Here is a 26,815-nt window from a genome sequence, read left to right as displayed (position 1 = left end):
TTAGAATAACAATATGCCTATTCGCTCTTCTCAACCTTTGTATATTCAGGCCTGTGGCTTTCACTCTGCCATGGGACAAGATGATGCGCTCATCCACCAGTGTTTATCAGGAGCGAAGCCATCCAACATGGTGGTTGACCAAGATATTTTAAATTCAGGCCGCCAAACAGTAATCGGTCGAATTGCACAGACGTTACCGCAATTACCGACCGCACTCAGCCAGTTTGATACGAGAAACAACCGCCTCGCACTTTCGGCTTTGCTGCAAATCGAAGGCGACGTGCGTGACGCCATTGCTAAATATGGTCGTGACCGTATCGCAGTCGTGATCGGCACCAGCACATCTGGCATTTCAGATGGCGAAATCGCATTTGGCGAAAAGCTGGCAAACGGTAATTTTCCTGCCGACTACCATTACACCAAACAAGAGCTTGGCAACTGCAGCGATTTTATTGCCGCCTACTTTGATTTGAGCGGCCCACATTACTCAGTTTCAACCGCCTGTTCTTCTAGTGGCCGTGTCTTTTTAACCGCGCAACGCATGATTCGCTCTGGCATTGTTGATGCGGTTATTGTGGGTGGTGTGGATACCATTTGTCGCCTCACACTAAACGGCTTTAACGGTTTAGAAGCTCTATCCGATACCCTTTGTAAGCCGTTTGACCAACATCGCAACGGCATCAATATCGGTGAAGCCGCAGCATTAATGTTGCTAAGCAAAACACCTGCGCCCGTTGCTCTTCTCGGAGCTGGCGACAGCTCAGACGCACACCATATTTCCGCACCACATCCAGAAGGGTTAGGCGCAGAAGAAGCGATGAAAAAAGCGTTGGCCAATGCAGGACTTACAGCGCAAGACATTGGTTACATCAACGCGCATGGCACAGCAACGCCGTTAAACGATGCGATGGAAAGCAAAGCCATTCATCGCTGCTTTGGAGACTCCGTTCCCGTAAGCTCGACAAAGCCACTTACCGGACACACATTAGGTGCAGCAAGTGCAACGGAAGCGGCTATCGCTTGGCATATTCTCAAGTACAACCTTGATTTGCCAATACAACACTGCGAAACCAAAGCAGACGATATCCATATATCGTTAGTTGAGACGCCAACCAAACTGGGTAACAAAGCGATTCTCAGCAACTCTTTTGCTTTTGGTGGCAATAATATTAGTCTTATTTTTGGTTACGCTCATGACTAAACTTCCTCCCATCGAACAACTTTTGCCACACGACAAACCAATGATCTTGGTTGATCGTGCTTTGGATGTTCAACAAGATACGATTCACTGCCAGGTTGATATCGCAGAACACAACCCGTTCTTCGACTCGACCTCTCAAACCGTGCCAGCTTACGTTGGCATTGAGTTTATGGCGCAATCTGTCGCGGCGTGGTCTGGTTACCACGCATTAATGAAGGAACAAGCGCCACCGATTGGCTTTTTGCTTGGTAGCCGTCGATACACGTCTGAATGCGATACGTTTTCTCGCGGACAAATGCTCGATGTGTATGCTGAAAAAGTTATGGAAGATAACGGTATGGCGGTTTTTTCAGCCCGTATTGAGCTACAAGGAACTGTTGTAGCGACTTGCCAATTGAACGTTTACGTTCCATCAGAAGAAAAATTACAAGAAATGAAAATCAGGAGTCAACAATGACCCGACAAGTCCTCGTTACAGGTGCCAGCAAAGGCATCGGTAAAGCCATTGCCGTTCAATTAGCCAAAGATGGTTTCCAAGTCATTGTCCATTACATGGGCGATCAACAAGGCGCGCAAGATACCCTAGACACCATCGAACAGCATGGGGGTAACGGTCGTCTTATCCAATTCGACATCAGTGACCGCGCAGATTGCCGAGAGAAACTAGAAGCCGATATCGCCGAACACGGCGCTTACTATGGCGTCGTGAACAACGCTGGCATCACAAAAGATACCGCTTTCCCTGCGATGACCGAAGAAGAATGGGATGGCGTGATTCATACCAACCTAGATAGCTTCTACAACGTTCTTCACCCTTGTGTTATGCCAATGGTGCAAAGGCGTAAAGGTGGTCGAATTGTTACCCTTGCATCAGTCTCTGGCCTGATGGGTAACCGTGGTCAAACCAACTACAGCGCAGCAAAAGCGGGTGTAATTGGTGCGACAAAATCACTCGCACTTGAACTGGCAAAACGCAAAATCACCGTTAACTGCGTTGCACCGGGACTTATCGACACAGGCATGGTAGACGAACACGTAAAAGAACACGCGATGCCGCAAATTCCTTTGCGCCGCATGGGAGAACCAGAAGAAGTCGCTGGTTTAGTCAGTTACCTTATGTCTGACATCGCAGGCTATGTAACTCGCCAAGTCATTTCGGTAAACGGAGGCCTAGTATGAACCGTCGAGTCGTTGTAACCGGAATGTCGGGCGTGACTGCGTTTGGTAACGATTGGCAATCTGTCGAACCAAAACTGCGTGACTGCCAGAACGCGACGCAATACATGCCTTCTTACGAACAGTATGATGGTTTGAACACCAAGCTCGCGGCACCAATTTTAGATTTTGAACTGCCAAAGCACTACAAGCGCAAGCAAGTACGCGGCATGGGGCGTGTTTCTAAATTGGCGACCGTCGCAACAGAAAACGCACTGAGCCAAGCAGGTTTGATTGGTAACGACGTACTCACCAATGGTCAAACGGGTATCGCATACGGCTCATCAACAGGCAGTACTGACGCAATCGGTGCATTTGGTGTCATGCTGAATGAGAAAACCACCAAAGCGATCACCGCAACGACTTACGTGCAGATGATGCCGCATACCACAGCAGTGAACGTTGGTCTATTTTTTGGTTTGAAAGGCCGAGTGATCCCAACCAGCAGTGCATGTACCTCTGGCAGCCAAGCAATCGGCTACGCCTACGAAGCGATCAAACATGGCTACCAAACGGTAATGGTTGCTGGTGGCGCTGAAGAATTGTGCCCAACGGAATCCGCTGTCTTCGATACCCTTTTTGCCACCAGTCTGAAGAATGAAGACCCGAAAAGCACACCAAGACCTTATGACTCCGATCGCGATGGTTTGGTGATTGGTGAAGGTGCGGGAACGCTAGTTCTGGAAGAGTACGAACACGCCGTCGCTCGTGGCGCGAAAATCTATGCAGAAATCATCGGTTTTGCCAGCAACTGTGATGCCACACACGTCACTCAACCACAGATGGAAACCATGCAAATCTGTATGGAAATGGCTTTGCAAAACGCGGGCATTCCTGCTGAGAAGATCGACTATGTATCTGCTCACGGCACTGCCACCGACCGCGGCGATATTGCGGAAAGCAACGCAACAGCGAATGCTCTGGGCAAAGTGCCAATCAGTTCACTCAAGAGCTACTTTGGCCACACACTAGGCGCCTGTGGCGCGATTGAAGCGTGGCTAGGTTTAGAAATGATGCACACAGGTTGGTTTAACCCAACGCTCAACCTAGAAAACCTCGACGAGCAATGTGGCGATTTAGACTACATCGCCGGACAAGGCCGAGAGCTGGACGTGAAATATTTGATGAGTAACAACTTCGCCTTTGGCGGCATCAACACCTCCATCATCTTTAAAAAGATGTAATGCCCTTAGTAAATGCAAAAGCGCTGGTTAACCAGCGCTTTTTTGTTGGTGGCTATCCAGATTGCTAGAAATTGCAATGGCTAGAATGCCATTCAAAAGTTGTAGATAGAGTGGCAATTACAGCCAAAAACCTAAAAACGACAAAGCCCCGACAACTCAAAGAGTTATCGGGGCTTTTGAATAAATGGCACGCCCTATTGGATTCGAACCAATGACCACATCCTTAGAAGGGACGTGCTCTATCCAGCTGAGCTAAGGGCGCGCTACAGGGACAGGATTATACGAGTTCAAACGGGTAAATCAACGGGTTTTCATAACATTCTGATCTGAATGCCTAAAAAAAGTCCATTAAAACGCTTAATGTTCAAAAACACCACAAAGCAAACGTTTGCGTATGGATGTTGATAAGAAATTCTGCGACAATGCGCCGCAGATAATCTGCCTTCTTAATTTATAAGGAAAGTCATGACTGCTCAAAATATAGACGGAACTCTCATTTCCCAAACTGTTCGATCCGAAGTGGCTGCACGTGTTAAAGCACGTGTTGAAGCTGGGCTACGTGCTCCTGGTTTAGCAGTGGTTCTAGTTGGTGAAGATCCTGCCTCTCAGGTTTATGTCGGTAGCAAACGCCGCGCATGTGAAGAAGTTGGGTTTGTTTCTAAGTCTTTTGACCTTCCTGCGTCTAGCTCAGAAGAAGAGTTACTAGCGCTGATTGATGAATTAAACAATGATGATGAAATTGACGGCATTCTAGTGCAATTACCCCTTCCTGCGGGCATAGACACAACACATGTTTTAGAGCGCATTCACCCAGAGAAGGACGTGGATGGCTTCCACCCTTATAACGTTGGCCGTCTTGCGCAACGTATTCCAAAGCTTCGCTCTTGCACGCCAAAGGGCATCATTACCCTACTCGACCGTTACAACATTGAGCTACGTGGTAAGCATGCGGTTGTGGTTGGCGCATCAAACATTGTTGGTCGTCCAATGACACTTGAGCTGCTGCTTGCGGGCTGCACAACAACAACATGTCACCGTTTTACCAAAGACCTAGAGAGTCATGTGCGTCAAGCTGACGTTGTCGTGGTTGCGGTTGGTAAACCTAACTTCATCCCTGGTGAGTGGATTAAAAAAGGCGCAGTGGTGGTCGATGTCGGTATTAACCGTCTTGATTCAGGCAAACTAGTTGGCGACGTGGAATACGACAAAGCACGTGAAAGTGCGAGCTTTATTACTCCTGTTCCTGGTGGCGTTGGCCCAATGACCGTCGCAAGTTTAATTGAGAACACGATGCTCGCTTGCGAACAGTTCCACACAGACAAATAACGTAAATTTCAGATACGAAAAAGGCTCCGCAAGGAGCCTTTTTGCTAATTGTTGATATCTATTTCAATTACAGACTTAAAATCACGCCCGCAATAGAAGCGCTCATTAAGTTCGCCATGACACCAGCGATAATCGCACGGAAACCATGCTTAGAAACAAATGCACGCTTTTCTGGTACCAAAGAGCCCAACCCACCAATCAGCATCGCCATGCTTGAGATATTTGCAAAGCCACACAAAGCAAACGTCACGATTGCTTGTGAGTGTTCACTAAGTTGAGACTTCACTTCTGCAAGCTGGATGAAAGCGACGAACTCATTCACCACAATCTTGTTACCAATCAGCGAGCCTGCTGTGGTTGCTTCTTGCCATGGTATACCCAACAACCAAGCGACTGGCGCAAACACAAAACCTAGGATGAGCTCAAAACTTAATGGTGTCCCAATCAGATCACCTATCCAGCCTAACATGCCGTTTAGCATTGCAATGACACTAATAAACGCCAGTAACGTACCACCGACCGATACAGCAATGCGTACACCCGCCATGGCACCATCGGCTAATGCTTCTACTACGTTGGTTGCACGTGGAATTTCAACTTGGCTAATGTCGATATCTGCTGCTTTATCCGTATCTTCTGGCATTAAAATTTTTGCCATCAACAAGCCGGCAGGTGCCGACATAAATGCAGCAGCAATAAGATAGTTGAGGTCGACACCCAGTGATGCGTAACCAACCAACGTTCCGCCAGCAACTGACGCTAAACCACCTGTCATAACTGCAAAGAACTGCGAGTCAGTCATGTGTTTTAGGTAAGGCTTTACCATTAATGGTGCTTCAATGGTGCCAACAAAGATATTCGCCGTAGCAGACAAAGACTCAGCACGACCGATACCCAGCAGCTTTTGAATACCACCACCGATAAAGTTAATGATTTTTGGCATCACACCAATGTGATAAAGACCTGAGATAAGAGAGGAGAAGAAAACGATGATACCCAGAACATTGATCGCAAAGGTGAAGCCCCCTGTCGCCAAATTACCGAATAAAAACGCAATGCCCTCTTGACCATAGTTGATCAAATTCGACACAACACTGCTCACTGAATTCAGCGCATCTCGTCCTGCTGGTACATATAAAACCAACAACGCAAACAGTACCTGCAAAGCAAACGCAAACGACACCGTTCTCAGCTTTATATTTTTTCTATTTGTAGAAAGTAGCCATGCTAGGAATAGTATGGCTACGATACCAATAATTGAGTTCATAAAATGAATCCGACAGAAGGGGGATATAGAAGGCACCGGATTGTATAGCGGACTCAAAATGCTGCAAGTTGAGGATGTTAACAGTGTGAAAAGTTTAAGCGACCAATAACTGACCAACAAAATAACCAATTGAATTTATTGAAGATAAACGTTTGCTTATTTTAATTGTTTCCATATGGAAAATATGTTTCTGATTCAGGAAAAATTTTTGTGAAGTGAATCACCTTATGTGTCGTTCTACAACGTCATTGATCCTGTTATTTAGGAATAGAGATGTAAGGCGCCAAACGTTGGTCCCAATGACAAGGGTTGCCGATCTTCTGTTTGATAAAGTTAATCACTGCGGATATTTTTTTTGGCATATGCTGGCGGCTTGGGTATACCGCATAAAACGGCATCGACTGGCTGGCTTTCCAATCAGGTAACAGCTGTATTAACTTACCCGTTCTGAACTCATCACCCAGCAAGTAAGTGGCAAGGTAGGCAATACCCCAACCTGCAATAGCCGCATCCCGAACGGCTTCTGCCAGATCTACTGAATAGTTACCCGAGACTTTTACGTTCAATTCTTGCTGATCTTTGGTAAACGCCCACCCCGTATAGTCACGCTCCCAGCTTCTGTATATGAGGCAGTTGTGAGCAGATAGGTCATCCGGTTCTGTTGGCGTGTCATGTTTCAATAAGTAATCTGGCGATGCCGCAACAACAAACTGGCAATCCGTCAAACGCTGCGCAATGTAACCTTCAGGCAAATGCTCGTTGTTGGTTACCCATAAATCGAGCCCTTCGGCTAACATATCGACCTTATAGTCAAACAGATGTACTTCCACTTGAAGTTGAGGATACAGTTCGCGTAACTCTTGAATCGCTGGAATAATGTGTAAGGTACCAAATGATTGCGACAACCCAAGACGTACCAAACCTGCTACTTCATCCCGCTGGGTTTCCATCTCTAATGTGGCGCTGCTCACCGCTTGTACCACTTGCTCACAGTGATGAAAAAAGGTTTTCCCTGCCTCAGTCGGCGTAAAGCTTCGCGTAGTGCGTTGAACAAGCTTGATACCAAGAGACGCTTCTAACTGACTCAACTGTTTACTCACATGAGACACCGACACGCCTAAGCTCTTTGCAGCAGCTGTGAAGCTTTTGTGTTTAAGAAGAGCGGAGAAAATCACCATTTGTGCGGCACGTTCAGATAACACGCTTTACCTCGATTTGGTTATAGAAAAAACAAAGGGCTCCGAAGAGCCCTTGTATTGAAGACTGAATGCCAAATTGTTTGATGGCAGATCAGTATTTAATGCGGTCAGCCAAGTGACTCACAGCAAGTGCGAAGTAGTAAGAGCGGTTCCACTTCATCAATACGTTGTAGTTATTGTAAACCAGATACGTACGACCATTCTCGTCGTCCGGCATGATCAACCATGCTTTGATGTCTTCATCCAGTTTTGGCAACGGGCTACCGTCATATTTTGTGATACCTAATTGGCTCCACTCTTGAAGGTATTTGCCTTTTTCAGCCGTGCGCCCTTCTAGGCTGCGATCAATATTTTTAGGAACCTTAACTTGGCGACCCCAAGTATATTTATCATCCCAACCAGACTTGCTCAAATAGTTAGCGGTTGATGCAAACACGTCCGCTTCAGATTGCCATATGTCTTTTTTACCATCACCGTTGCCGTCAGCAGCAAAACGAAGGAAAGAGCTTGGCATAAACTGGCATTGACCCATCGCACCAGCCCATGAGCCTTTAAAGTTCTCTAGCTCAATATGGCCTTGATCGAGGATCTGAAGTGCCGACATAGTCTCTTTACGGAAAAACTCTTCACGACGGCCTTCAAATGCCATTGTGGATAGTGCATCAATCACTTTAAAGTTGCCGGTAAACTTACCAAAGTTACTTTCAACTCCCCAAAGTGCCACAACAAAGCGCGGGTGGACACCGTACTCATCGCCTATACGCTTTAGCTCGGTGTAATGCTCTTTGTAGAGTTGTCTGGCTTGCTTCACCTTCCATTCAGGCACCGCGCGAGGAATGTACTCATCCAATGTCAGTTTCTTTTCTGGTTGGTTTCGGTCCGCTTTTACTGCTCGGGGCTTGTACTCAACATTAGCAAAAGCAGCACTAATGACCTGCTCTGAGATACCTTTATCACGAGCTTCAGCACGCAGCTTATTCAAGTATTCATCAAAACCCTCGCTACTTGCAAAAGCCGAGGTACACATACCAACGCTAAGCATGGTAGCCAGTATCTTTTTCATATTGCCCTCCTTGAGCAAGGCAGAAATCCCAGATGAAAAACGATGACGTTATTCGCCTTTCTGCTGGGCTTTTTGTTCTTTGTACTTTTCTAATAGGTTCTCCGGCGGCGGTGGAACCTGAAGAAAGAAGCCATCATTTTGTAATGAAGCCTTCACTTTTTCGATATCAACTTGTGCCAATTTACGGCCATCAAGTTTAATCGTCATGACAGCGATAGGCTTACCGAACATCTGCATTAAGGTGTCAGGAACCTGTGAAAAATCATCCTTTTTCGGAATATAGAGATAAGTACCTTCTTTTTTCGAGCTTTTATAAATAGAACAAAGCATGACACGCCTTTTATGCTGATTTAGCCGCGTTGAGTGCGGATTAGGTTGTAAACGTCAAATTCTCGCAAACTTAATAGCAAATTTGAGATTAATTCACCTATTTGCCCACGAGAGAACTTGCTGCGTCAAAGGATGAAATATAACATGACATACCTAGTTTAAGGCAACGCTCTTTCAATAAAGGCAAGAAGTCCACGATGACCCATTCACCAGACCTTAAAGGTAGCAGTTTTACATTGTCAGTTTTACACCTTTCTGACAATGAGATCGCAAAGACTGTCGAATTTTTGCAAGAAAAAGTTTCTCAAGCACCTTCTTTTTTTGCATCCGCGCCTTTGGTAATCAATATAGCAAAAGTACAAGGCGACATTGATTTCCCTAAGCTTAAACAAGGCATCTCAGATGCTGGTTTTATTCCGGTCGGTGTAACGGGCTGTAAAGACAAGCGTGTACAAAACCTTGCTTCCGAAGCTGGCTTCGCCATTATGTCGGCGAGCAAATCACCAAGCCAAGCACCTGCCAAAATGGCACCAACGAAAGTAGTTCGTACGCCTGTCCGCTCAGGACAACAGATCTACGCAAAAGATGGTGATTTGGTGGTGCTAGCGCACGTAAGTGCTGGTGCTGAAGTCATTGCTGACGGCTCTATTCATATCCATGGCACACTTCGAGGTCGTGCGATTGCAGGAGCAAGTGGTCAGCAGGAAGCGCGTATTATTTGCCACGATTTACAAGCAGAACTGGTATCCATTGCGGGTGACTACTGGTTAAGCGATCAAATTGAAAGCGAGTACTGGCAAAAGAAAGTAATGATCAGTAAAGCCGATGAATCATTACATTTAGAAGTTCTCGCGATTTAATCTAAAAAGGAAAAAAAATGGCACGCATTATTGTAGTAACGTCTGGTAAAGGTGGCGTTGGTAAAACCACTTCAAGCGCAGCCATCGCCTCTGGTCTAGCTCTTAAGGGAAAAAAGACCGCGGTGATCGATTTTGACATCGGTTTGCGTAACCTCGATCTAATCATGGGCTGTGAGCGCCGCGTCGTGTATGACTTTGTAAACGTCATTAACGGTGAAGCGACATTAAACCAAGCGCTGATCAAAGATAAGCGCACGGACAACCTATTTATTCTTCCTGCTTCTCAAACTCGTGATAAAGACGCACTGACAAAAGATGGTGTTCAGCGCGTATTCGGCGAACTTGATGAAATGGGCTTTGATTTCATTATTTGTGATTCACCAGCAGGTATCGAGCAAGGCGCGTTAATGGCCTTGTACTATGCCGATGAAGCCATTGTCACAACGAACCCAGAAGTCTCTTCTGTACGTGACTCTGACCGCATTCTCGGTATTTTAGATTCTAAGTCACTGCGTGCAGAACAAGGGCTAGAGCCAGTAAAACAGCATCTGTTACTGACTCGCTACAACCCATCTCGCGTCACTCAAGGCGAAATGCTAAGCGTTGAAGACGTAGAGGAGATCTTACATATTCCACTACTGGGCGTGATTCCAGAAAGCCAAGCCGTGCTTAACGCGTCAAACAAAGGTGTGCCAGTCACTTTTGACGATAACACCGATGCGGGTATGGCTTATTCTGACACCGTTGATCGCTTATTAGGCAATCAGGTTGAATTTCGTTTCCTTACTGAGGAGAAGAAAGGACTCTTTAAACGACTCTTTGGAGGCTAGACATGTCATTATTAGAATTTTTCCGTCCACAGAAGAAAACTTCTGCGAATCTAGCTAAAGAGCGTTTGCAAATCATTGTCGCAGAGCGCCGCAGCCAAAATGATCCTGCGCCGTCTTACTTGCCTCAATTAAAAGAAGACATCTTGAAGGTGATCAGCAAGTACGTGGCAATTGATCCAAATATGGTTGACTTAACATTTGAGCACAAAGACGACGATATCTCAGTTCTTGAGCTGAATGTGAAGCTACCAGACGAAGAAAAGTAATCAGTTTCTCTCGCAAGACGAATACTCTAATTAGAACGAAAAAGGTTGGCATCGAGGCCAACCTTTTTCATCTTTCATTACTTTAATGCTTTGTTCATCTTGTCGCCGAGTAAATCCAAACGCCACCCTTGCATCAAATCAGGCAATACTTCTGGGTCACGATCTTTTTTCCAAACCCAACTGATCAACTGATTGATCTGCTTTTTAGAGGCAAGGAACTCCGTGGCTAAACCTGACTTCTGCGAAGCCGATTTCACCAAGTCTTTCATATTTTTGAAGACCTGCTTGTAACCCGGATAGTCCATTAAACGCTCAATTTTCGCAGGATACTCTTCAGAAGGTGTTTGCTTCGCTTGTTTAACAATCGCGGCAATCTTCGCGCCATGGCGGTTAATCGCTCGGATATCAATATCTTCTGCTTCCATCTTCTTAAAGTTCGTTAAACCAAGACGAGCGACCGTTAATAGATCACCTTCTTTGAAGATAAAGTTCAGCGCTAAATCTCGTTTGATTGCTTCACGATAACGCCACGTCGCCAATGGCTTTAAAATCGCCAGCTCAGAAGGTTTTAATTGCCAAGCGCCCTTAATATCAAGGTAGGCATTCTCTTCATTGGTTACGCGAATACGTTTCGAAACGAGTAAATCACTTTCTTGCTGTACAGCTTCCCACCAACCTGCTTGCGTCACCTTATCGAACAGCTTTTCGTATAAGGGTAACAAGTAATGAACATCTGCGGCAGCATAATCTAATTGCTTTTGTGTCAGTGGACGAGCCATCCAGTCGGTACGTGATTCACTTTTGTCGAGCTCTACGCCTAAATATTCTTCCACCAGCGATGCGAAGCCTGTCGATAGGCCGTGACCGAGAAAAGCGGCCATCAGCTGCGTATCCACCATAGGGAATGGTGTACAACCAAAAGCGTTTTGGAAAACTTCTAAATCTTCACCACATGCGTGCAGCACTTTTAGCACAGAAGTATCTTTTAATAGCGCTACAAACGGCGTCATATCCGTTAATTCAGTCGGATCAATCAGCGAGAGGCGATTACCATCGAAAAGCTGAATCAGACCTAACTGCGGGTAGAAAGTGCGAATACGAACGAATTCGGTATCCAGCATCACTACGTCTGCCTCTCGGGCATGAGTGCAAACCTCTTCTAGGTCTTTGTTTTTAGTAATAATTTGATAGTTCACATACTTCTCGCTATAAAAAATGCCAGCAAAACGCTGGCATTCTATCATTTTTTAAATCTCTCGACTCGACGAAATCGGCTTATGCGCTTTTCTTCGCAAGTTCAGCGTCATTCTCTTCGCGTAAAACACGACGCAAGATCTTACCGACATTGGTTTTAGGTAAGTCTTCGCGGAATTCAACCAACTTCGGAACTTTGTAGCCAGTTAGGTGTTCTCGACAATGCGCGATCACTTCGTCTTTGGTCAAGCTCGGATCGCGTTTCACGACATAAATCTTCACTAATTCACCAGACACTTCATGCGGCTGACCAATAGCAGCAACTTCAAGTACTTTGCCGTGTAGTGCTACAACGTCTTCGATTTCGTTCGGGTAAACATTAAAGCCTGATACTAAGATCATGTCTTTCTTACGGTCAACGATATGCAGGAAGCCTTCGTCATCGAACTTAACGATGTCGCCAGTTGATAGCCAGCCGTCTTCGTTAATCGTATCTTTCGTTGCTTCAGGTCGTTGCCAGTAACCTTGCATAACCTGAGGACCACGAACTTGAAGTTCACCAGTTTCAGTATTCGCAAGAGCGTTGCCTTCTTCGTCCACGATACGAACTTCTGTTGATGGTACCGGCAGACCAATAGAGCCATTGTATTCAACAAGATCATGCGGATATGCCGCCACCAACGGAGAACACTCTGTTAGACCGTAACCTTCGAGCAAGTAGCAACCCGTGGTCTTTTGCCATCTTTCTGCCACTGAGCGCTGCACTGCCATGCCGCCGCCAACAGCTAAACGTAGATTACTGAAATCCAACTCGTGGAAATCTTCATTATTGACCAATGCATTAAATAAGGTATTCACGCCCGTAATCGCAGTAAACGGATGCTTTTGTAGCTCTTTCACGAACCCTGGAATATCTCTAGGGTTGGTAATAAGTAAGTTACGACCACCCATTTCGACAAACAGCAGACAGTTTACGGTAAGAGCAAATACGTGATACAGCGGTAACGCTGTTACGACTAATTCACGCCCCGGAGATAAAACCGGTCCGTACGCGCCTTTTGCCTGTAGAACGTTCGCAATCATGTTGCGGTGAGTCAGAATCGCACCTTTCGCGACACCTGTCGTCCCCCCCGTATATTGCAGGAATGCAATGTCATCCCCAGACATAAACGGTTTAACGTATTGTAGACGACGACCTTTACGTAGAGCCTGACGCATTGAGATAGCACCAGGTAAATCGTACTTAGGCACCATGCCCTTAACGTACTTCACGACAAAATCGACAATCGTACCTTTCGCTCGTGGCAGCATTTGACCAAGACTGGTTAACACTACGTGTTTGACTGGTGTTTTATCGACGATTTGTTCTAGCGTATTCGCAAAGTTAGACACAATCACAATCGTCGTCGCACCTGAGTCATTCAATTGGTGTTCAAGTTCACGAGGAGTGTAAAGTGGGTTAACGTTTACGGCGATACAACCTGCACGCAAAATACCAAACAACGCCACTGGGTATTGCAGTAGGTTTGGCATCATCAGAGCAACACGGTCACCCTTTTGCAGTTTTAACTCGTTTTGCAGATACGCTGCGAATGCGCGACTACGCTCTTCCAATTTACGGAAGGTCATAACCGAGCCCATGTTCATGAATGCTGGTTGGTCTGCATATTTTTGTACAGACTGTTCAAACATTTCTACCAAAGACTCATATTGCTCTGGATTAATGGTTTCAGGTACGTCACTTGGATAACGTGAAAGCCATGGTTTATCCACGATGTTACTCCTCGTTTATAACTGGCTAAAAAATAGCGTCCTTTTTATTTTGAAAGCTATTACAGCACAGCGAACGTGCTTGAGCACGCAACTCTCAAACACTTGTTTAAATTTTGTTAACTACACCAAGAATTCGCGTTGCGACCTCGAGTATTTGCTCTAAATGACAGTGATGACCACCCTTGACAGAAACCACTTGCGGTGGGTTCTCTCCCCAATCAGCTTGGTTAGATGGTAAATTCTGAAATCCTTGATCGCCTAATACAATCAAATGAGGACAACGTATTTGGCTGGTAATCGAGTTAGCATGCGCTTGCGCCATTCGGTAAAGCGACGCACATTTTAACTTGGCGTCATGCCGCCAATACCATTTATCTCCTCGCTGCTCTGTTCCACGCTCTACTATCGGTAGAAGCTGCTCAGCGGTTAATTGGTTGGCTTGCATGCGTAATTTTAACGCCAGATCGAAGGAGGCAATGGCTCGCTCTGGCTTGTTTTGCTGTCTTATTCGACTTAAAACGCCATCGCGAAGACGAGGCAAACTGTTAGTAGGATCCTCATGAAGAGGTCCTGCTCCCTCAATTTGCACAAGAGCTTCGACCTGCTCTGGAAACGCTGCACTATAGCAACTTGCGATTAAAGCACCAAGTGAATGCCCTACTAATATCAGTCTGTTTGGTGATAATTCGTCCAAAAACTGATACAAATCGGCAATATAGTCGTGAAAGGGGTAATAATTATCGTGAGATTTATGACTCGATAAACCGTGACCAAAATGATCGATGGCTAGGAGGTGTAAGTGAGGATTAAGTTGATTCAACTGCTCCATGAGCGCTTTAAAGCTGCCCGCATTATCTAACCACCCATGAAGAAAAACGACTGACAAGTCAGCCGTTTTCTCGTTCCCTATCTCAAGGGCTGCCATTTTGCCGGCAGGAAGCTCGAATTGACGCTCATGCATCGCAGATTATTTGACCTGTTTTATCACTTTACCGTCTTGTGGGAAATCATTACGCCACATGCGGCAGTTAATCGAGTAACATGGGTAAAAGTAGGTTGGCGAGTCATACATGCGTACACGTTCTTCAATTTTCCATAAACGGTACCCTTCCCCCTTTATTACCGGGAAGATGTAACCGTGCTCACCGATCTTTCCTTCTTCTTCCCCTGCTCCTTTGCCTACAACCGTCACCAAACGGCCTTCACTAAAGGCGACAGGCTCTAAATAGCCATCAAAATAGGCGACAAAACGCCCCGTAGGCTCTTCATCGATATCAGGTTTACCAGACTTACTGATAGGAAGGTTTACAATCTCTAGACGCGTTTTATCTTTAAAGTTATCCACTTTAGCGATGATTCCACCAAGGCGAACATCTTCACTCACTTGCCCCTGAGACTCAGCAAAAGCTTTATAGTCTGTAACGACCAATTCTGTGCTTGCATTTAGCTCCTCAGGCAACGAGCTACACGCAGACAAACCAACCGTAGCAAATAATGCGAGAAAAAACCGTCCAAAAACCTTCATAAACCACCTTTCAATATTAGTAACCCCAAGCTGGGGAGATCTCACACGTAAATATCGACACCAAGTAATTGAGCCAGTTCCTCTTTTTTAGCTCGATTCATGACATCCATGTACTGCTCCATTGCTTTACGTGCGCCCCCTTCAGGAAGGTCATATTGCACTTGAGCTCGGTGAATTTGGGACTCATCCACGTGTTTTATGGAGTGCGCCACGGCGTTAGCAACCTTTGAAGGCTGACCTACAGGCTGCTTTGTTTGTGATTTATTTACCGGCTTCTTTTGACTGGCTTTATTAGTGCGATTTGCACCGGGAATCAAAGAAGGAGGCAAGCCATTAATCGACGCCATAGCACTCCATAAAAATACAGGGCAAACGCCCTGCTTTTTGTCAGGTTAATGAAAAACGGACTATTCGCGACCAGGAAGTTTTTTCCATGTCACATTATCACGTAAATAAACAGGGCTCGAATCTTCGACCGGCACGATATTACCCTTTTTAAATTCTTGTTCAGCAAGAATCACGATGTCTTGTGAATCAGGGTACAGAACGTCACCATGCGTCAAATTAAACGGTAGGCCTGCTAATACTTCTTGGTAAGCATCCCAACCAGTACCTGCTGTCGTCCACGTTTTGTCGTCTGCTTGTGCTTCTTCAACGAGACGTGCTGGTGGAATTACGCACTCTGCATCCATCCCTGCCCACTCACCGTTTGCTTGGCGAGTGTAACGTGCCCAGTAAACTTCACCCATACGTGCGTCAATAGCCACAGCGACATCGGTCACACCATGTAAGCGATAGCTACCTTGAGCCATTGCAGCCAGCGTTGAAACGCCGATCATAGGTAAGTCAGCACCGAACGCCAAACCTTGTGCGATACCAATACCGATACGAACGCCAGTAAAGCTACCTGGACCACGTCCAAACGCTAACGCATCCAGCTCTTGTAGAGTCAGGCCAGCTTCTTTGAGTACTTCATCAACCATTGGCAGTACTTTTTTGGTGTGATCGCGTGGTGCAACCGCGCTACGTGAAATCACTTGATCATTAGCCAACAACGCAACTGAACAGTTTTCAGTCGCTGTATCGATAGCAAGAATTTTTGCGCTCATTTAACTCTCTACAACTTTCATTTATTGGGTTATGCCTCAGCACTTGCGTCTGTGACAGATTGTTCTGCTTTCAGGAATGCTTTGATTCCATCTAAGTCTCGCGTCCTTGGGATAGGTGGTAGGCTTCCGAGGAAAATACCACCATAGTCTCGCGTGACGAGGCGATTATCACAAATGATCAACGCACCGTGATCCTTCTGATCTCGAATTAATCGCCCGACTCCCTGCTTTAACGTAATCACTGCATCCGGGATTTGTACTTCAGCAAATGGTTCACCGCCACGTAATCGACAATCCTCGATACGGGCTTTGAGTAACGGATCGTCAGGGGCGGTAAACGGTAATTTGTCGATAATAACACAGCTCAGCGCATCACCTCTAACATCAATCCCTTCCCAGAAAGCGCCCGTCGCCACGAGTAAAGCGTTACCCAGTTCCATAAACTCCGCCAAGGTTTTCTGCTTACTCATCTCCCCTTGCATTAACACAGGCAGCTCAAGTACTTCTCGGAACTTCTCACCTAGTTCACGCATCATGCTGTGCGAGGTACATAAAAAGAAGCAGCGACCATCATTTTCTTCAATCACCGGAGCAAGCATTCGGACTAACTTATCCGCTAAGCCGTTACTGTTTGGCTCTGGCAAATACCTTGGCACACAAAGGCGCGCTTGCTTTTGATAATCAAAGGGGGACGGCAGAGAAAATTGCTTTGTAGGCTTGAGGCCAAGGCGCTCAGTAAAGTGCTTGAAATCGCCCGATACGGCTAGGGTTGCTGACGTGAAAATCCAAGCGCCTTGTTTAATCTCTATTTGCTCATGGAACTTGTCCGCGACAGAAAGAGGCGTAATGTGCAGAGCGAAATGACGAGGCGAGGTATCGTACCAGTATGAGTAACCGGTAATATCGACATCACATACCCGGTCGATACGGCCTTTGATCAAATTTGCTCGTTCAAAGGCGGTATCCAGTAATTGACTGCGCCCTAAGGCTATTTTGAGTACATCAATCGCCAATTCGAGGCTGTCAGTTAAGCGCAATAATTCTCGCTTAATAGAACCTGATTGCAACGCCTCACGCCAGTTGCCACGAAAGCCTGGCTCACCCAATACAATCCGCATGTCCATTGCGCTTTGCATGAGTTTGTCGCCCACTTTTTGCAATTGACGCATATCTTTGGCTTCGGTGCGATAGGCTATTTCAATGTCTTTGGCAAGATCGTGAATTTGGCGGCTTGAAACTGACTGGCCGAAATATTCGCTCGCAATATCTGGCAACTGATGAGCTTCATCAAAAATAAACACATCGGCTTCTGGAATCAGTTCACCGAATCCTGTTTCTTTGATCGCTAAATCAGCAAGAAACAAGTGATGGTTCACTACAACAATGTCGGAATCCATGGCTCGCTTACGCGCTTTCAATACAAAGCAATCAGTGTAGCTCGGACATTCTTTACCTAAACAGTTATCATTGGTTGAGGTGATAGTCGGAATGATCATGCTGTCTTCTGGCAGATCATCACAATCACCAAGGTCACCTGTTTTGGTTTCTGATGACCAAGCACGCACTTTAACCAGTTGAGTTAATAACGTCGGGTCAGATTCATTAGTGTGGCTTTCGACCATTTGGCGGCTCAAACGATCCAAACACAGATAATTAGAACGCCCTTTTAATAACGCCACTTGGCCATAAAAACCAAGCGCATTGACCATGAGCGGTAAGTCACGATGGTACAACTGCTCTTGCAAGTTTTTCGAGCCTGTACTGATGATCACTTTTTTACCGCTTAACAGCGCAGGGACTAAGTAGGCGAAGGTCTTACCGGTTCCGGTTCCTGCCTCCACCACCAACTGGGTTTGATCTTTGATCGCACTGCTGACGGCTTCCGCCATATCGATTTGTGGCTGACGAGCTTGAAAGCCAGGAATGGCCTTACCTAACGCGCCATCAGAGGAAAAAGTTTTTGCGATCATGCTTGGTATTGAGTTTGAAAAATTATCGAGAGTATATCAGAGGAATAGGAGTGACATCAGCCCACAATCTGACCAGCTTGCGGCGACACGCGGATATTTTGTTGAAACCAACGTAAGAATAGATTATTTATGGTGAAACATGGCAGTACAGTTACACCCGCCAGGGAATAATAACAAATTCGTACGCTAAAATATTAATGCATGGAAGTACCTGATTTATGGAAAAGAAAACACTGTTGACCCACTGTTCTGACGCCCCGGGTCTCATCTCGAAAATTACTAATATCTGTTACAAGCACCAACTCAACATCGTTCACAATAACGAATTTGTTGATAATACCAGTGGCCACTTTTTCATGAGAACGGAGTTGGAGGGGTACTTCAACGATCAAACGTTTCTTGCCGACTTGGACCAAGCTCTCCCGCAAGGTGCTAAGCGTAAATTGGTTGGCTCTCGCCGTAAGCGCATCGTCATTCTCGTCACAAAAGAAGCGCATTGTTTAGGCGATATTCTGATGAAAACCTACGATGGAAGCCTAGATGTTGAGATCGCCGCTGTGGTGGGGAATTACGACAAACTGCAAACTCTCACTGAACGCTTCGACATTCCTTACCACCATGTGACCCATGAAAACCTTAGCCGTGAAGAACACGAGCAGAAGATGCTAGAAGTGATCGATCAATACGATGCTGACTTTTTGGTGCTAGCTAAATACATGCGCGTATTAACGCCGACGTTTGTTGAGAAATATCACCACAAAATCATTAATATTCATCACAGCTTCTTACCTGCTTTTATTGGCGCGAAGCCATATCAACAAGCTTACGATCGCGGTGTGAAAATCATCGGTGCAACAGCACACTTCGTGACTAATGATTTAGATGAAGGGCCGATCATCAAGCAAGACGTAATTCCTGTCGACCATACATTCAATGCCCAAGATATGGCGCAAGCGGGACGCGATGTAGAGAAGAACGTATTGAGTAAGGCTTTGAATAAAGTGATCAATGACCACGTCTTTGTTTATGGGAATAAGACAGTGATCCTTTAAGTTCATCGCTTTTGAATGAAAGAAAGGGTTGCTCATTTGCAAACCTTTCTTCTTTCTAGTCGTTCAAAACTTGCTTATTCAGCCTGCTCAGACTCCACAATACGCTTAAGTGAATGCGGGTGCAGTTTGATACAAATGTCTTGGTACTTAAACGCCACCGTTGGGTTGTTCAAGCGTTCGCCATCCCCTTTCGGGCTCGACAGTTTGATCTTCACACCCAGCTCTTCCAACTCATTAAAACGCGCCCCAAACGCTGGGTAAGTGTGTTTCAAATCAGCAAGAAACTCGTCTGCAGTTTCGGCATGAGACGGAATAACAAACTCCACATGTTCCCAGCTTTCAGTTGAGTAGATTTTGCCTTCCGCAGGGTATGGCAGTTCCAGACACTCAATCTTCCAGCCACGACTTTCCAACGCTTTATCGAATTCGATAACGATGATTGGGCGACCGTTGATTTTCGCTTGTGAAATCACCTTACCGTATTGATTCCATGCTTCATGCGCGGCTTTTGCTGTTTCAGTATCATTAATTCGCAGCGCAATATGGTCAGCTTGAGCAAAGCTCAGATCCAGTTTTAACAGGGATGCAAGCTCTTCAATCTTCGCCATAAATGCATCCAGATCTTGGATCATCAATTTAGGCGCTAGGCGTTTTTCAACTAGTTGAGTCGTCATTGTGGCTCTCTTTTGGGGCGATTTATCTCATTACTCTGAGCGCAATAGTAAACTCAAACCAAACCACATTTCCATTCAATCGAAAAAGTATAAATTTCCCCAATTCCTCTCTGTATGAAAAGCAATAAAGTTGTTATCATTAGCCCCATTTTTGTGAACTCCAACAGAACTCGGCACTTACTTCGCCGAGTTCTTCGTCCTTGAATTGAAGGAAACGCGTGTGAATATCCAAGCACTTATTAATGACAAAGTATCTCAGGCTCTAGAAGCCGCTGGCGCACCTGCAGGCAGTCCTGCGGCAGTACGCCAATCAGCAAAGCCACAATTTGGTGACTACCAAGCAAACGGCGTAATGGGCGTTGCTAAAAAACTGGGTACTAACCCACGAGAATTTGCACAGAAAGTACTGGATGTTCTAGACCTAGATGGTATTGCAAGCAAGACAGAAATCGCTGGTCCTGGTTTCATCAACATTTTCCTAAGCGAAGAGTTCCTAGCAAAACAAGCGGAAGCAGCACTGGCTGACTCACGTCTTGGCGTTGCAGCAGACGAAGCTCAAACTATCGTTGCTGACTACTCTGCACCAAACGTAGCTAAAGAAATGCACGTTGGTCACCTACGTTCAACCATCATCGGTGATGCGGTGGTACGTACTCTTGAGTTCCTAGGTCACAAAGTGATCCGTGCGAACCACATCGGCGACTGGGGTACTCAGTTCGGTATGCTTATCGCAAACCTTGAACGTGTACAACAAGAGTCTGGCGAAGTTTCTATGGAGCTTGCGGACCTTGAAGGCTTCTACCGCGAATCGAAAAAGCTGTACGATGAAGATGAAGACTTCGCAGTAAAGGCGCGAAACTACGTTGTGAAACTGCAAAGCGGTGACGAGTACTGTGCAGAAATGTGGAAAAAACTCGTTGATGTAACCATGATCCAAAACCAGCGCAACTACGACCGTCTAAACGTGTCACTGACTCGTGACGACGTGATGGGCGAGAGCATGTACAACGACATGCTTCCTAAGATCGTTGCAGACCTAAAAGAACAAGGTCTTGCCGTTGAAGATGATGGCGCGCAAGTTGTATTCCTAGATGAATACAAGAACAAAGATGGCGAACCAATGGGCGTTATCGTTCAAAAACGCGATGGCGGTTTCCTATACACAACAACAGACATCGCATGTGCAAAATATCGTTATGAAGAGCTAAGCGCAGACCGTGTGCTTTACTTCATCGACTCACGTCAACACCAGCACCTAATGCAAGCTTGGACAATTGTTCGTAAGGCAGGCTACGTACCTGAGTCAGTATCTCTTGAGCACCACGCGTTCGGCATGATGCTTGGTAAAGATGGTAAGCCATTCAAGACTCGTGCGGGTGGTACCGTTCGCCTTGCCGACCTTCTAGATGAAGCAGAAGTTCGTGCAGCACAACTGATCGAATCTAAAAACCCTGAGCTGGATGCGGAAGAAAAAGAGAAGATCTCTAAAACAGTTGCAATGGCAGCGGTTAAATACTCTGACTTATCTAAACACCGTACGACTGACTACGTGTTCGATTGGGACAACATGTTAGCGTTTGAAGGTAACACAGCACCATACATGCAATATGCATACACTCGCGTAGCTTCTATTTTCGCTAAAGCTGGTGTTGCTATGGACGCTCTCCAAGGCGACATCAAAATCACTGATGAGAAAGAGAAAGCACTTATTGCTAAACTTATGCAGTTCGAAGAAGCGGTTCAATCTGTCGCTCGCGAAGGCCAACCGCACATCATGTGTAGCTACCTATTCGAACTAGCAGGTCAGTTCTCTAGTTTCTACGAAGCGTGCCCTATCCTAGTTGCTGAAGACGAAGCTGTGAAACAAAGCCGTCTGAAACTAGCTGCGCTAACAGCGAAGACCATCAAGCAAGGTCTGTCTCTACTAGGTATTGATACTCTAGAGCGTATGTAATCCGCTTTTACGTAGGTAGCTTAAGTAGCACAAGCTAAATGATGACAAAGGTTGACGTGAAAGCGTCAACCTTTTGTTTTATCTGGCGTATACTGATGTCATTCAATTCAAATCGGACAACATAATGAGTTTTGAACTGCACCCTCAACTGGCAAAAGACACCACCGTTATCGGCCACTTCCCACTGTGTGTGGCGCTTCTGCATAAAGATAACGCCGTGCCATGGGTTATCTTGGTCCCTAAACGTGCAAACCTAAAAGAGCTTCACCACTTGCCAATGCAAGAACAGCAACAGTTTTTGCTAGAGTCTCAAGCGGTAAGCCAAGCACTGGAAGCAACATTCCGTCCAGACAAGCTAAACCTTGGTGCGCTAGGTAATATGGTGCCACAGCTGCACATTCACCATATTGCTCGCTTCAAAGATGACGTAGCATGGCCGGGACCGGTTTGGGGTAACACCAAAGGTGAATTCCGTACAGAAGAAGAGCAAAACGAATTGCTTGGTCGCATTAAAAATGTGCTGTCACTGAGTTCTATTTTCCAAAAAGCATAAGCACTGCTAGCGAAAATAATTCGCCTTTGAATACGGCTGAAATAGACAGAGAAAGATTAATACGTATTTGTAACAATCTTTCTCATTTTTCTGGGATTATCACTAAAATAAAACTTGTTTAGACTACCAGCTCAGTTAGAGAGGGTCATCATGAAACAAGTCTTCAACACATTCCGATACGTCAGCTGGATCGCCATTATCTGTTCTATGGCTGCTTCATTCTTGCTTTTTCTTATGGGTGCAGCAAAAACCTATTCGGCATTTGCGGTCTTCATTCTCAATCAAACACCTCCAGAAGCACTCGCACATTTAGATAAAGCAGACATCGCGATCGCTTATTTGATCAAGTCACTGGATACGTTTCTTGTCGCACTAGTTTTGTTCATCTTTGCTCACGGCATCTACACACTATTTATTTCCAACAAAGCTAAAGCGAAAACACAAGAGCAGTCGGTTTTGCATTGGATCAGAACCCCAAACATCGGCCATCTAAAAAACATTTTGGCTGAAGTCATCATCGTGATCTTGTTTGTGAAGTTCTTAGAGCTCGTGCTGATTAACTTCGACAGCTTAGATTGGACGATCTTAACATTACCTATTTCGATTTTAGTTTTAAGTCTTGGTTTAAAGTTCCTAGAGTTAGGCGCGACTAAACACTCTGAAGAACATTAATTTCGCTGTATTCACAAACAATAACCAGCAAAATAAAAGCCGCATCATTGCTGATGCGGCTTTGTCGTTTTTACGTGATAATTTTTAGGTGACTAATTTTGATAGTCGCTACATGGTGACTGTCAGAGACAAACCATCTTGTTTAGTCACTGAGTAGCGAACACGAGTCACGTCATGAGCTTTATTAGTGTCGACTAGGCGGCTAATTTTGCCCTTCTTAATCCACACGTTTAACATCGCGTCGGCGCCATCTTCACTCATCCCAAACTGTTTAGCCAGATCTGACTGGGAGACGGTTCCTTTGTCTGCAATGTATTGATAAAGCTCTTTTAAAATCATGCTACTTGCGCCTCTAATGCACCGTTTTGTTTCTTACCAACTTGTTTGAACACACGGTATGTGCCAAAGAAGATAGCTACGATCACAGCCATCCAAATACCACTTGTTACTGGGCTATCTGCGAAATGCGTCAATTGGTTGTAGAACGTCGCACATAGGTAAGCCAAGCCCATTGTCCAAACCGCGATAAAGCGTGCGAACTTATGACCAAACTCACGTACGTAAGCACCCATCGCCGCCACACAAGGAGTGTACAGTAGGATAAAGATTAGGTAAGCAAATGCGGCATTGCCAGAAGCAAACTGCGATTTAATGTTACCGAAGATAGAAGCATCGACTTCTTGTTCTTCGGCAACGGCATTTGAGTCAGTTAAGTCACCCACTTCAATGCCTAGTGGATCTGAGTAGCTCAAACCGGCTAAGTTTTCAGGGATACTCATTACTGCCTCTTCTAGGCTGCCCATTAGATCAAATTCTGCGTCTTCACCGTCACTTGGCGTGGTGTATAGACTGTTAAGCGTACCAACTACCGCCTCTTTTGCGAAGATACCGGTAATGATACCAACCGTCGCTGGCCAGTTATCTTCTTGAACACCGATTGGCGCGAATACTGGAGTTACAACTTGCGCAGCTTTAGAAAGCACCGAGTTTTCGCTGTCTTCATTACCAAAACTGCCATCAGTACCCAATGAGTTGAAGAAACTCAGAATAGCAACAACGATAACGATGGTTTTACCTGCACCAAGTACAAAGCGCTTTAGCTTTTGCCAAGTTTTGATCACCACGTTTTGTAGCGTCGGAAGCTCATAGTCTGGCATTTCCATTACTAGGCTATCACTGCTACCTGGGTAAAGCGTGTGCTTAAGGAAAAGACCTGTGAAGATCGCTGCCACAATACCAAGTAGGTAAAGTGCGAATACAATGTTCTGGCCAGAACCTGGGAAGAATGCCGCAGCAAATAGCGCGTATACAGGCAGACGAGCACCGCATGACATAAATGGCGCCATAGATGCAGCCAGTTTACGCTCACGTTCTTGGTCTAGAGTACGAGTTGCCATGATTGACGGTACGTTACAGCCAAAACCAAGAACCAACGGTACAAATGCTTTGCCCGGTAGGCCGATCTTCTGCATCACTTTATCTAGTACGAATGCTGCACGAGCCATGTAACCTGAGCTCTCAAGTACCACTAGGAACAGGTACAAACACGCGATAACCGGAATGAAGGTTGCAACCGTCTGGATACCACCACCGATACCATCAGCAAGAACCGTCACTAACCACACAGGCAAATGACCGTCTAACAAGTGATGCCCACCATCAACCAACAATGCGCCCACACCAATGTCAAAAAAGTCGATAAATGCACTACCGATGTTAATCGAGAACATAAACATCAGGTACATAACAACAAAGAAGAAAGGAATTCCAATCCACTTGTTCAAAATAAACTGGTCGAGTCTTTCAGTCACACTACGACTTAACTTGCCTTCGCTTCGGCGAACTTTTTTACACTGTTCATGCAGATGCGTGTACTTAGTATCCGCGACATGCAAATCGATATCCAAATCTAACGTCGTAATGACTTCCAAGACTTTGCTTCTATCAATATCAGAAAGACTATTGAGCACCATTGTGTCTTTTTCAAGCGCACGAATCGCTAGTGCACGATGAGCGACGTTTTGGTCATTAAAAAGTGCGGAAACCGTTTGAATTGCCGACTCCATCTTCTCACCGTAATGCAAAGACAATTCTTTAAGTGGCACTCCTTGAACGATGGATTTATGGAGCTTTTCTCTAAACTCTGCCACTTGAGTTTTATTGGTTGCAGATAAACTGACAACCGGACAACCTAACGTTTTCTCAAGCTCTGCAACGTTAATCATCTGACGTTCACGCTTTAGCGCATCCATCTTGTTGAGGACAACAATCATAGGGCGACCAAGTTCGCGAAGTTGCAGCGTCATATATAAGCTGCGCTCTAAACTTGTAGCATCCACCACGTTAATAATGAGATCAGCAGGATGAGTTAGAACCGCACGCGATGCGATGGATTCATCAATACTATTACTATCATTACCACTGTCTAATGAGTAAATACCCGGAAGGTCAGTGAGCAAAAACTCATCCCCAGCATGCTTGAATTGTCCCGTTTTCTTTTCAACCGTGACGCCTGCCCAGTTACCAACTTGCTGTTTTGCGCCAGTTAAACCATTAAATAGCGTCGTTTTACCACTATTAGGGTTACCTACGGTTAGCACTTGATATTGCATTACACTCGCTCCACTTCAATTTTCTGAGCAATTGTTTCTCGCAATGCGACAGACACACCACGGACTTCGACTTGTAAAGGATCGCCCATTGGCGCACGTCGAATCACTTTGACTTCTGTATTGGGAAGCAGCCCCATTACCATGAGTTTCTTTCTGATATCTGATGAAAGACCATCTAACAACCGAATCGTCACCGTATCGCCAGGATTAATCTCTGATAACTTCATAGTGGCCCTTAAGAGTATTGCTAATGAGAAATATTATTATTTAATAAGTTTAGGTTGCCAATATTACTCCCCTATACCCCTTCAATCCTTGTGTGAAATCAAAGATTCCGTAAATGTTTTCACGCTTTCAAACGTTAACTTCGTAAATTTCCTCTCGTTATTTACGTCAAAATTAACAATTAAAAATGACACCTAACGAAACAAAAATGTCACAAACCAAGATAGAAAACAAAAAATGCAAATTAAAACAGTGGGTTAATTAAAAAACAAAACGTTGTCGCTTTTCTCATATAAACATGGCGTTATTTTTATAAGAAAAATAAGTAACCTCTCGTATAGTTACTCCATCGAGAGGGCAACCTCTCTAATAAATTCCAGAGGTGGCATGGCAACATGTCACTCCGGCAGCAAGCGAAGGTGTCCTTGACACCCGTGGTATAGTCCCCCCGGCTATACCACGATATTTTTTTCACCTCTTTCAAAACTTCTTTACCTTATCCATCTTTTCAACACAGTTTTCGTTTTCACGAATGTCGCATGCCATCACTCCCCCAAATGAACAACGCTCTTTTGATACAGCAATACAACTGTCATTTATTTGTTGCAACTATCAGTAAATCATTCTCTTGAAGCCATTTATGCTTATTGCTATGAACATCGCGACTAACAGATAGAACGTGATCGTGCTTACGTGTTGAGAATGGATTTGTAGGCTAGATGTGATGAAGAAACAATGAAACTTACTGCGTTAGCAACTGC

27 protein-coding genes and 1 tRNA gene are annotated in these 26,815 nt (G+C 45.3%); 12 read left to right on the top strand and 16 right to left on the bottom strand.

The window, feature by feature from the left end; all coding sequences use genetic code 11:
- The first annotated feature begins 13 nt into the window (after positions 1-13).
- The 4 genes from IQP38_RS13555 to IQP38_RS13540 are packed head-to-tail and all read left to right on the top strand — an operon-like array spanning position 14 to position 3,600.
- Entirely contained in the window at positions 14-1,201 is a 1,188-nt protein-coding gene (locus IQP38_RS13555; protein ID WP_017634798.1) for a beta-ketoacyl-[acyl-carrier-protein] synthase family protein, read from the top strand.
- Positions 1,194-1,658: a hotdog family protein gene (locus tag IQP38_RS13550; RefSeq protein WP_193837658.1), complete on the top strand. Its 465-nt coding sequence runs from the start codon at positions 1,194-1,196 to the stop codon at positions 1,656-1,658. The genes IQP38_RS13555 and IQP38_RS13550 overlap by 8 nt, the downstream gene beginning before the upstream one ends.
- Positions 1,655-2,380, top strand: a complete 726-nt coding sequence (gene fabG, locus IQP38_RS13545; RefSeq protein ID WP_193837657.1) for a 3-oxoacyl-ACP reductase FabG — start codon at positions 1,655-1,657, stop codon at positions 2,378-2,380. The genes IQP38_RS13550 and fabG overlap by 4 nt, the downstream gene beginning before the upstream one ends.
- Positions 2,377-3,600 (top strand): beta-ketoacyl-ACP synthase, encoded by a 1,224-nt coding sequence (locus IQP38_RS13540; RefSeq protein ID WP_193837656.1) that lies wholly within the window; start codon positions 2,377-2,379, stop codon positions 3,598-3,600. Before fabG ends, IQP38_RS13540 begins: the two co-directional genes overlap by 4 nt.
- Positions 3,601-3,785: 185 nt before the next feature.
- Here the strand turns inward: IQP38_RS13540 and IQP38_RS13535 are convergent.
- Positions 3,786-3,862: transfer RNA gene (locus tag IQP38_RS13535), tRNA-Arg, on the bottom strand.
- A 203-nt stretch (positions 3,863-4,065) separates the two neighbouring features.
- Between IQP38_RS13535 and folD the strand changes: the two genes are divergently transcribed.
- Positions 4,066-4,926 carry a bifunctional methylenetetrahydrofolate dehydrogenase/methenyltetrahydrofolate cyclohydrolase FolD gene (gene folD / locus IQP38_RS13530; protein WP_005382297.1) on the top strand — a complete coding sequence of 287 codons (861 nt, stop codon included), beginning with the start codon at positions 4,066-4,068 and terminating at the stop codon, positions 4,924-4,926.
- Positions 4,927-4,993: 67 nt separating this feature from the next.
- On the opposite strand, the gene IQP38_RS13525 is transcribed toward folD, so the two are convergent.
- From IQP38_RS13525 to IQP38_RS13510, 4 genes are all read right to left on the bottom strand, one after another.
- On the bottom strand, positions 4,994-6,193 hold the full coding sequence (locus tag IQP38_RS13525) for a NupC/NupG family nucleoside CNT transporter (RefSeq protein ID WP_005382298.1): 1,200 nt from the start codon (positions 6,191-6,193) through the stop codon (positions 4,994-4,996).
- A 257-nt stretch (positions 6,194-6,450) separates the two neighbouring features.
- Positions 6,451-7,395, bottom strand: a complete 945-nt coding sequence (locus tag IQP38_RS13520; RefSeq protein WP_017634801.1) for a LysR family transcriptional regulator — start codon at positions 7,393-7,395, stop codon at positions 6,451-6,453.
- Between the two features lie 88 nt (positions 7,396-7,483).
- Complete coding sequence (locus IQP38_RS13515; RefSeq protein WP_017634802.1) at positions 7,484-8,455, bottom strand: lytic murein transglycosylase; 972 nt, start codon at positions 8,453-8,455, stop codon at positions 7,484-7,486.
- A 48-nt stretch (positions 8,456-8,503) separates the two neighbouring features.
- On the bottom strand, positions 8,504-8,785 hold the full coding sequence (locus IQP38_RS13510) for a YcgL domain-containing protein (protein WP_005382303.1): 282 nt from the start codon (positions 8,783-8,785) through the stop codon (positions 8,504-8,506).
- Between the two features lie 197 nt (positions 8,786-8,982).
- Here IQP38_RS13510 and minC point away from each other — a divergent pair, with 197 nt between their 5' ends.
- From minC to minE, 3 genes are read left to right on the top strand one after another with little or no spacing between them, the layout of a single operon-like run.
- Positions 8,983-9,645 (top strand): septum site-determining protein MinC, encoded by a 663-nt coding sequence (minC, locus tag IQP38_RS13505; RefSeq protein ID WP_005382304.1) that lies wholly within the window; start codon positions 8,983-8,985, stop codon positions 9,643-9,645.
- 17 nt (positions 9,646-9,662) lie between these two features.
- Positions 9,663-10,475, top strand: coding sequence for a septum site-determining protein MinD (gene minD, locus IQP38_RS13500; protein ID WP_005388331.1), 813 nt, complete (start codon positions 9,663-9,665; stop codon positions 10,473-10,475).
- Between the two features lie 2 nt (positions 10,476-10,477).
- Positions 10,478-10,741 carry a cell division topological specificity factor MinE gene (minE, locus tag IQP38_RS13495; protein WP_005388332.1) on the top strand — a complete coding sequence of 88 codons (264 nt, stop codon included), beginning with the start codon at positions 10,478-10,480 and terminating at the stop codon, positions 10,739-10,741.
- Between the two features lie 77 nt (positions 10,742-10,818).
- Here the strand turns inward: minE and rnd are convergent, their stop codons facing one another.
- From rnd to IQP38_RS13460, 7 genes are all read right to left on the bottom strand, one after another.
- The gene (gene rnd, locus IQP38_RS13490; protein WP_031777213.1) at positions 10,819-11,937 is read right to left on the bottom strand and encodes a ribonuclease D; all 1,119 of its coding nucleotides are present in this window, start codon (positions 11,935-11,937) and stop codon (positions 10,819-10,821) included.
- A gap of 79 nt (positions 11,938-12,016) precedes the next feature.
- Entirely contained in the window at positions 12,017-13,708 is a 1,692-nt protein-coding gene (fadD, locus tag IQP38_RS13485; protein WP_005382216.1) for a long-chain-fatty-acid--CoA ligase FadD, read from the bottom strand.
- Between the two features lie 106 nt (positions 13,709-13,814).
- The gene (locus IQP38_RS13480; RefSeq protein WP_005382215.1) at positions 13,815-14,669 is read right to left on the bottom strand and encodes an alpha/beta fold hydrolase; all 855 of its coding nucleotides are present in this window, start codon (positions 14,667-14,669) and stop codon (positions 13,815-13,817) included.
- 6 nt (positions 14,670-14,675) lie between these two features.
- Entirely contained in the window at positions 14,676-15,233 is a 558-nt protein-coding gene (locus IQP38_RS13475) for a Slp family lipoprotein (RefSeq protein WP_005382214.1), read from the bottom strand.
- Between the two features lie 41 nt (positions 15,234-15,274).
- Positions 15,275-15,580 carry a hypothetical protein gene (locus IQP38_RS13470; protein ID WP_005382213.1) on the bottom strand — a complete coding sequence of 102 codons (306 nt, stop codon included), beginning with the start codon at positions 15,578-15,580 and terminating at the stop codon, positions 15,275-15,277.
- Between the two features lie 60 nt (positions 15,581-15,640).
- Positions 15,641-16,342: a tRNA (adenosine(37)-N6)-threonylcarbamoyltransferase complex dimerization subunit type 1 TsaB gene (tsaB, locus tag IQP38_RS13465; protein WP_017634804.1), complete on the bottom strand. Its 702-nt coding sequence runs from the start codon at positions 16,340-16,342 to the stop codon at positions 15,641-15,643.
- Positions 16,343-16,371: 29 nt separating this feature from the next.
- Entirely contained in the window at positions 16,372-18,312 is a 1,941-nt protein-coding gene (locus IQP38_RS13460; protein WP_005382210.1) for an ATP-dependent DNA helicase, read from the bottom strand.
- A 218-nt stretch (positions 18,313-18,530) separates the two neighbouring features.
- Between IQP38_RS13460 and purU the strand changes: the two genes are divergently transcribed.
- Positions 18,531-19,364 (top strand): formyltetrahydrofolate deformylase, encoded by an 834-nt coding sequence (purU, locus tag IQP38_RS13455; protein WP_005382206.1) that lies wholly within the window; start codon positions 18,531-18,533, stop codon positions 19,362-19,364.
- A 74-nt stretch (positions 19,365-19,438) separates the two neighbouring features.
- Here the strand turns inward: purU and IQP38_RS13450 are convergent, their stop codons facing one another.
- A complete protein-coding gene (locus IQP38_RS13450; RefSeq protein ID WP_017634806.1) occupies positions 19,439-20,038 on the bottom strand; it encodes a VOC family protein in 600 nt (199 codons plus the stop codon).
- 220 nt (positions 20,039-20,258) lie between these two features.
- Between IQP38_RS13450 and argS the strand changes: the two genes are divergently transcribed.
- The 3 genes from argS to IQP38_RS13435 all read left to right on the top strand — a co-directional run bounded on the left by argS (position 20,259) and on the right by IQP38_RS13435 (position 23,217).
- Positions 20,259-21,992 (top strand): arginine--tRNA ligase, encoded by a 1,734-nt coding sequence (gene argS, locus IQP38_RS13445; protein WP_005388349.1) that lies wholly within the window; start codon positions 20,259-20,261, stop codon positions 21,990-21,992.
- Positions 21,993-22,116: 124 nt separating this feature from the next.
- A complete protein-coding gene (locus IQP38_RS13440; RefSeq protein ID WP_005382194.1) occupies positions 22,117-22,545 on the top strand; it encodes an HIT family protein in 429 nt (142 codons plus the stop codon).
- A gap of 150 nt (positions 22,546-22,695) precedes the next feature.
- On the top strand, positions 22,696-23,217 hold the full coding sequence (locus tag IQP38_RS13435; protein ID WP_005382193.1) for a YqhA family protein: 522 nt from the start codon (positions 22,696-22,698) through the stop codon (positions 23,215-23,217).
- A 108-nt stretch (positions 23,218-23,325) separates the two neighbouring features.
- Here the strand turns inward: IQP38_RS13435 and IQP38_RS13430 are convergent, their stop codons facing one another.
- Genes IQP38_RS13430 through IQP38_RS13420 form a run of 3 tightly spaced genes read right to left on the bottom strand, consistent with a single transcriptional unit; the run spans position 23,326 to position 26,056 of the window.
- Positions 23,326-23,556: a FeoC-like transcriptional regulator gene (locus IQP38_RS13430; protein WP_005382192.1), complete on the bottom strand. Its 231-nt coding sequence runs from the start codon at positions 23,554-23,556 to the stop codon at positions 23,326-23,328.
- Entirely contained in the window at positions 23,553-25,829 is a 2,277-nt protein-coding gene (gene feoB, locus IQP38_RS13425; RefSeq protein WP_193837655.1) for a Fe(2+) transporter permease subunit FeoB, read from the bottom strand. The genes IQP38_RS13430 and feoB overlap by 4 nt, the downstream gene beginning before the upstream one ends.
- Positions 25,829-26,056: a FeoA family protein gene (locus IQP38_RS13420; protein ID WP_005382190.1), complete on the bottom strand. Its 228-nt coding sequence runs from the start codon at positions 26,054-26,056 to the stop codon at positions 25,829-25,831. Before IQP38_RS13420 ends, feoB begins: the two co-directional genes overlap by 1 nt.
- Positions 26,057-26,815 lie beyond the last annotated feature (759 nt).

This window comes from Vibrio sp. OPT41, assembly GCF_015163595.1.
In the GTDB taxonomy this organism is placed as follows: Bacteria; Pseudomonadota; Gammaproteobacteria; order Enterobacterales; family Vibrionaceae; genus Vibrio; species Vibrio alginolyticus.
This window is presented reverse-complemented; position numbering and strand designations above follow the sequence as displayed.

Bases quoted from the DNA above. Each gene is read 5' to 3' on its own strand.
- minC (WP_005382304.1), top strand. From the start codon at position 8,983: ATGACCCATTCACCAGACCTTAAAGGTAGCAGTTTTACATTGTCAGTT.
- tsaB (WP_017634804.1), bottom strand. From the start codon at position 16,342: ATGAGCGCAAAAATTCTTGCTATCGATACAGCGACTGAAAACTGTTCA.
- purU (WP_005382206.1), top strand. From the start codon at position 18,531: ATGGAAAAGAAAACACTGTTGACCCACTGTTCTGACGCCCCGGGTCTC.
- feoB (WP_193837655.1), bottom strand. From the start codon at position 25,829: ATGCAATATCAAGTGCTAACCGTAGGTAACCCTAATAGTGGTAAAACG.
- folD (WP_005382297.1), top strand. From the start codon at position 4,066: ATGACTGCTCAAAATATAGACGGAACTCTCATTTCCCAAACTGTTCGA.
- IQP38_RS13435 (WP_005382193.1), top strand. From the start codon at position 22,696: ATGAAACAAGTCTTCAACACATTCCGATACGTCAGCTGGATCGCCATT.
- IQP38_RS13440 (WP_005382194.1), top strand. From the start codon at position 22,117: ATGAGTTTTGAACTGCACCCTCAACTGGCAAAAGACACCACCGTTATC.
- minD (WP_005388331.1), top strand. From the start codon at position 9,663: ATGGCACGCATTATTGTAGTAACGTCTGGTAAAGGTGGCGTTGGTAAA.
- IQP38_RS13515 (WP_017634802.1), bottom strand. From the start codon at position 8,455: ATGAAAAAGATACTGGCTACCATGCTTAGCGTTGGTATGTGTACCTCG.
- IQP38_RS13555 (WP_017634798.1), top strand. From the start codon at position 14: ATGCCTATTCGCTCTTCTCAACCTTTGTATATTCAGGCCTGTGGCTTT.
- IQP38_RS13450 (WP_017634806.1), bottom strand. From the start codon at position 20,038: ATGACGACTCAACTAGTTGAAAAACGCCTAGCGCCTAAATTGATGATC.
- IQP38_RS13480 (WP_005382215.1), bottom strand. From the start codon at position 14,669: ATGCATGAGCGTCAATTCGAGCTTCCTGCCGGCAAAATGGCAGCCCTT.
- IQP38_RS13430 (WP_005382192.1), bottom strand. From the start codon at position 23,556: ATGATTTTAAAAGAGCTTTATCAATACATTGCAGACAAAGGAACCGTC.
- IQP38_RS13525 (WP_005382298.1), bottom strand. From the start codon at position 6,193: ATGAACTCAATTATTGGTATCGTAGCCATACTATTCCTAGCATGGCTA.
- IQP38_RS13470 (WP_005382213.1), bottom strand. From the start codon at position 15,580: ATGGCGTCGATTAATGGCTTGCCTCCTTCTTTGATTCCCGGTGCAAAT.
- IQP38_RS13540 (WP_193837656.1), top strand. From the start codon at position 2,377: ATGAACCGTCGAGTCGTTGTAACCGGAATGTCGGGCGTGACTGCGTTT.
- IQP38_RS13460 (WP_005382210.1), bottom strand. From the start codon at position 18,312: ATGATCGCAAAAACTTTTTCCTCTGATGGCGCGTTAGGTAAGGCCATT.
- IQP38_RS13510 (WP_005382303.1), bottom strand. From the start codon at position 8,785: ATGCTTTGTTCTATTTATAAAAGCTCGAAAAAAGAAGGTACTTATCTC.
- IQP38_RS13550 (WP_193837658.1), top strand. From the start codon at position 1,194: ATGACTAAACTTCCTCCCATCGAACAACTTTTGCCACACGACAAACCA.
- fabG (WP_193837657.1), top strand. From the start codon at position 1,655: ATGACCCGACAAGTCCTCGTTACAGGTGCCAGCAAAGGCATCGGTAAA.
- IQP38_RS13420 (WP_005382190.1), bottom strand. From the start codon at position 26,056: ATGAAGTTATCAGAGATTAATCCTGGCGATACGGTGACGATTCGGTTG.
- IQP38_RS13475 (WP_005382214.1), bottom strand. From the start codon at position 15,233: ATGAAGGTTTTTGGACGGTTTTTTCTCGCATTATTTGCTACGGTTGGT.
- minE (WP_005388332.1), top strand. From the start codon at position 10,478: ATGTCATTATTAGAATTTTTCCGTCCACAGAAGAAAACTTCTGCGAAT.